The following is a 5,259-nucleotide window of genomic DNA, read 5'->3' as shown; positions in this document are numbered from 1 at the left end:
TCACTCTTTAAATTTCAACGGCCACAAATAAAGGAGGGAAAACGCTTTTCGTTCCCACACCTTATTCAATTAAGCTATCATTCATAAATGCAGCTTTCCGTATCGGCGGAGCTTCAATATAATCCATTTTTTCTCCTCGTACTTTCTCTTCCCTAGTAGATACAGTGCCTCTTCGTCAAGGGTGGTGGGGGTTAGTTGGGCGACTTGAGCAGGCTTTCCATTTTCATCTAAGTGAACCATAGTGAAAAATGCAGTGAGTGCAATTTTAGATTCATTTTGTCCTTTTATATCGTTAACGAGAACCGATACGAAAATTTGCATTGAAGTAGTGCCTACATAGGCTAGTTCGCCGATACAGGTCACAATATCTCCCACATGTACAGGAATATGAAAGATAATTTCATCTATTCTAGCTGTAACTACATTTCCCTTAGCATGTTTAACGGCTACGATGCCTGCTACATTATCCATAATCTTCATCATTTCTCCGCCATGAATATTACCACTTGGATTACAGTGTCGTGGTTCCATGATTATTGATGTTTCAACTTGTGCAAAAGATATACCTTCCTTCATGAATATTCCTCCATTCATCTCTATTGTAAGTTTTAATAGATGTATTATACCAAATTTACTCATTCAATAAATATTGTTTTCTAAAATAATGGAAGTCTTGCATTTAAATTAATACTGTATTAAAATAAATCCCCCTTCAGGTATCAGATCATATTGAAGGGGGATTTGTTTTTATGTGGAGCTCTTTTCTTTTTTAGTTCTTGTTCTGAAGAATCGAATCGTATTATTTAATTCTTCATTTAAGATGTTAATCTTCTCTGATTCAATTGTTAGATTTTGTATATGATTTGACTGCTCTTCTATGCTCGCTATCGATTCTTCTGTTCCAGCGGCATTTTCTTGGGCAATTGCAGAAAGATTTTCAATGATTTCAGAAATATTTTTTTGGATTCCATTCATCTCATCAATACTTTCGCCCAGTGTATATACAGCAACGGCATTTTCGTCAATAGATACCAAAATTTCGTTAAATTTATCGCTTGTGATTTTTACGCTTTCTACTTGTTCTCTCACAACTTTATTTGTAGATTCCATCTCTTTTAGTGCGCTACTTGAATTGGTTTGTAATTCTTGAATAATAGAATCAATATGCGCAGTTGATTCTGTAGAGCGTTCGGCTAAATTTCTAATCTCTTCTGCTACCACGGCAAAGCCTCTTCCAGATTCACCAGCGCGAGCAGCTTCAATAGCTGCATTTAGTGCTAAAAGATTGGTTTGTTTTGCTATAGCAGAGATAATATCGCTAGCCGCTTTAATATCCATAGCACTTTTGTTGGTTTTTATGATTACGTCGTTAATCGATTTTATAGATTCATTTGTAATCTGAACTTTATCAGATAATTCCTCTACCTGTGTCATGCCATCGTTTGCAGTAAAGACAATTTTTTCAGACATTTTATTTACAGATTGCAGTAAGCCGTTATTTTCTTCAACAATTTTACCTAAGTCATAAGATTTCCTTAGTCCATCCTCTGTAGCAATAGCTTGTTCAGAAGAACTCGTAGCAATTTCTTCACTGCTCTTTAGTATTTCGCTTGATGCTCTTGACGATTGGTTCACAGAGTCACCTAGATTATGTAAGGCTGAACTAAGAAGCTCTAAAGCATCATATACTTTGTCAATTAGGTTTCTTGTTTCTTTAATAACGGTATTATAAGAAATAATAAGTTCTCCAAATTCGTCCTTTTTTAATCTCTTTTCATTTACGACAAAGGTATAATCTCCACAGGACATTTTATCCGATAGCCATTTTAAGAAAAGAATAGTATTATGAAGATTTTTCTTCATAAAGCTATTGATATAGGCGATGTTTCCCAATGTAAAAATGATTGCCAATACAAGATAAGAAAGGACTAATGGCATCGTAGAGGAAAGCTCTCCTGAACGATTTAGATAATATACAGCAATAAATCCTAGAACTAGAAATATTGATAGACTGTAAACGGATGTGTACAGAAGTATTTTTTTTGTAATTGCATAACTTTCTAATTTTTCTTTTTGTTGATGTTTCATATAAACCCCCCTTATAATAATTCTTTATCGGCAGAAAGGATAAATTGTTAAAAGCTTGGTGGCAAAAGATCATAAAGGTGGTTAAGTTAAACCAATTTATCGTCACTAAGACCTGCCTTGTTTAGGGCTAGGTTTTTGCCGTGGACGGTTCCCGTGCCGGCTATTATTGTTGATTTTCTTGACCAAACGTCTTTTGCATATTGATCTTTGGCGCAAATGGCCACTGCGGCTGCTGTATAGTATAACTTGCGGGTATCTGAATCTGAGACGTTTTTTAATCGGCTTTGTAAATCGAGTACCACAGCTCTTTGATTTCTCGATAGACTCGAGTTATTTGGATTGGTTAGTTTGTTGTTTTCTCCTGATAAAGCACCTACAATAAGGTCATAGGCGGAAGATTTAATGGAGCCATTTTGCACGGCAATATCAAAGGCTAAGGAGTATCCGCGAATCGTTTTGACTCCAATAGTAGAGTCGTTGACGATTTTATTGGCTTTATCAAAATAAGGTCTTGCATATTGATCTTGAATAAGCTTAAAGGAATTGTTTTGAATTAAATTGCCAATAGCTGATTTCCAAGGTTCTTTTATTTTGTTTTGTCTCGTATTTAATGATTTTGCCCAAGCAAGTTGTTGTGATGAGGTCATATCGAGCATTCGTCGAATTTCGTCGCTCATACTCCTAGTAGCTGTTGAGCCATTATTATTTGTAACTTGAACTAATCCAGAAAAAATCGCTTCAAAATCTTTTTTTGTATTTGTGTTGTTTGACATTTCTCTAAGTAATGGCTGTAAAGTGTTGGATCCTATATTCCATTGTAAATACCCAAGAGACAAACCCTGTCCATCAAAATTACCAGCTACACCGCCTCCCTCATATAATGCAGTTATATTTCGGGCAATTTGTTGCACGCCATCTGATGTAACTAGGGGAATGGAGTGTCCATAGGCCGCGGCAGCATGATTACTGTTTGGCATTTTGGTAGGAGTAACCATGTCAACACTACCTAATATTGTGCGCAGTATGCGTTCGTTTTTGATGGGCATATCAATAGATATTGAATTTAAAGAATCATCTGTACTAGCTTCTAAGAGGTATGTATCGAGAACATTAGCAAAGGTTTCCTTAGGCGCTACAGTAGCGTTTTTTGCTTTTATTTGATTACTTTGTGTTTTGTTTACTTCAGTAGAAACAATCTTAAATTTCATTAATAGTATCCCTTCGTAGTGTAAGTTTAGATAAGATGTATCAAATATAATGTAATATTATTTATGCTATATAAAATATTATACAAGAGTTTGAAGGTTATTGTAAATATATTAAAGAAGAATCGAGCTAAAGTTATTTTTTGTGTTAATAATAATGGGAAAAAGTGTTATTTTATTGTATAATTATGATATTATATAAATACTATTATTGTAAGAGCGATTCAACCAGATAAAAGGAATGCGTGGTGGACATTGAATAATTATTTTGAAATCAATAATCTTAGTTATTACTCAGCAAACAGTTAGCTTGCCTTATATGGACATTTAAATATAAGGTAGAAATTTCGATCAGTGGATATTAATCAACGTTTTGTGATGTTATTATAATAAAAAGGTAAATTTTAAAACTAGTGGTGTTTAATAGAAAAATAAATGAGTATGTATAAATTGCTTGATTAATAAATTAGTATAGATATACCATTATGTAGAGGAGGATTAAAATGGCTGTTAATTATGAAATTTATGGGGATGATATGCAGTTCGTTCGATTTTTACTTAGAAACAATGAAAGTTTAATTGCAGAAGCTGGAGCATTATTGTTTATGGATGCGACGGTTAAGATGGATACCATTTTTGGTGATGGTTCTGCTCAAAGTTCCGGCGGTGGTCTTATGGGCAAGCTTATGGGAGCTGGAAAAAGGGTTTTGACAGGGGAAAGCTTATTTATGACTTTATTTACTCAGATAGGTAATAGTGAAGGCGAAGTTGCCTTTGGTGCCCCTTATCCAGGTAAGATTATTCCCATCGATTTATCAAAATATAATGGCAAGATTATCTGTCAAAAGGATTCCTTTCTTTGTGCGGAAAAGGGCACTGCTGTTGGCATTGCATTCCAAAAGAAAATTGGTGTAGGATTCTTTGGTGGGGAAGGGTTTATTATGCAGAAATTAGAAGGAAATGGACTTGCCTTCTGTCATGCAGGTGGAACCATTTACGAAAGAGAATTAGCTCCAGGGGAAACCCTTAAAGTGGATACAGGATGTTTAGTAGCGCTTACACAAGAGGTAAATTACGATATTGAATTTGTCGGAAATATTAAAACGGCCGTATTTGGAGGAGAAGGATTATTCTTTGCCACTTTAAAGGGACCAGGAAAAGTATGGCTACAATCCCTACCATTTAGCAGGTTAGCTGATCGAATTATCGCTTCATCGAAATATGCGGGCGGAAGTTCGAAAGGTGAGGGTAGTGTACTGGGGACATTGGGGAATTTGTTCGAAGATTAAAACCAGGTGATCAACTAATCAGGTAAAATCAGCGTTCGAGAAGCAACCTGCTGATTTTACTTAGAACTTACAAGCTGCCTTTAGATGGCTTTTGTTATTTTGTTTTCAACTAAAAAGTTTTACTATAGGCCCTTGACTTTTTTGTAAAGAAAGATAAAATCATTTTAGTTTATTATTAATATGAGGGCAAGTGGGGTATATTAATATGTACTTTCGTTATTCTTATAGGAGGATATAGTTTGGAAGCAAAATGGAGAAATAGAATTATAAGAGAAAAAACACAATAGAATGCATTAGCTTGTAGGGACACGATGGTGTCTCTTTTTTCTTGGAAGAAATATATCATTGTCTTACGAAATTCTAGTATAATAGTAGGGAATTAAACTAGAAGGAGATGACAGGATGAATAAATTATTAAAAACATTGATACCCATTATTATTGCCATCGCAGCTTTTGCATTTAATCTCTTTACAGATGATGGGATCAATAAAGATGTACCATTAGGACAAGTAAAAATTCATTTTTTAGACGTAGGACAAGCAGATTCCATTCTGATACAAGACGCATCAGGACAGACCATGTTAATAGATGCTGGAAACAATGGAGATTCAGATCTTGTGGTTTCTTATATAAGAAATTTAGGTATTGATCATATTGACGTACTAATAGGTACTCA

At 34.7% G+C, this 5,259-nt stretch carries 4 protein-coding genes and 1 pseudogene; 2 read left to right on the top strand and 3 right to left on the bottom strand.

Annotated elements, in window-relative coordinates:
- Positions 1 to 81 precede the first annotated feature (81 nt).
- The 3 genes from Q7P22_RS10240 to Q7P22_RS10230 all read right to left on the bottom strand — a co-directional run bounded on the left by Q7P22_RS10240 (position 82) and on the right by Q7P22_RS10230 (position 3,296).
- Positions 82 to 576 carry an acyl-CoA thioesterase gene (locus Q7P22_RS10240; protein WP_303863840.1) on the bottom strand — a complete coding sequence of 165 codons (495 nt, stop codon included), beginning with the start codon at positions 574 to 576 and terminating at the stop codon, positions 82 to 84.
- A gap of 171 nt (positions 577 to 747) precedes the next feature.
- Positions 748 to 2,088 carry a methyl-accepting chemotaxis protein gene (locus Q7P22_RS10235; RefSeq protein ID WP_303863838.1) on the bottom strand — a complete coding sequence of 447 codons (1,341 nt, stop codon included), beginning with the start codon at positions 2,086 to 2,088 and terminating at the stop codon, positions 748 to 750.
- Positions 2,089 to 2,174: 86 nt separating this feature from the next.
- Positions 2,175 to 3,296, bottom strand: a complete 1,122-nt coding sequence (locus Q7P22_RS10230) for a hypothetical protein (protein WP_303863837.1) — start codon at positions 3,294 to 3,296, stop codon at positions 2,175 to 2,177.
- A gap of 500 nt (positions 3,297 to 3,796) precedes the next feature.
- Here Q7P22_RS10230 and Q7P22_RS10225 point away from each other — a divergent pair, with 500 nt between their 5' ends.
- Together Q7P22_RS10225 and Q7P22_RS10220 are read left to right on the top strand one after the other, a co-directional pair.
- Positions 3,797 to 4,582 (top strand): TIGR00266 family protein, encoded by a 786-nt coding sequence (locus Q7P22_RS10225; RefSeq protein WP_303863835.1) that lies wholly within the window; start codon positions 3,797 to 3,799, stop codon positions 4,580 to 4,582.
- 402 nt (positions 4,583 to 4,984) lie between these two features.
- Positions 4,985 to 5,259 (top strand): annotated as a pseudogene (locus Q7P22_RS10220) (hypothetical protein); the annotation flags it as partial.

This window comes from Alkalibaculum bacchi (genome assembly GCF_937875145.1).
Taxonomy (GTDB): domain Bacteria; phylum Bacillota; class Clostridia; order Eubacteriales; family Alkalibacteraceae; genus Alkalibaculum; species Alkalibaculum bacchi_A.
Note: the sequence above shows the minus strand (reverse complement) of the source record. Positions and strands in the feature narration are given on the sequence as shown.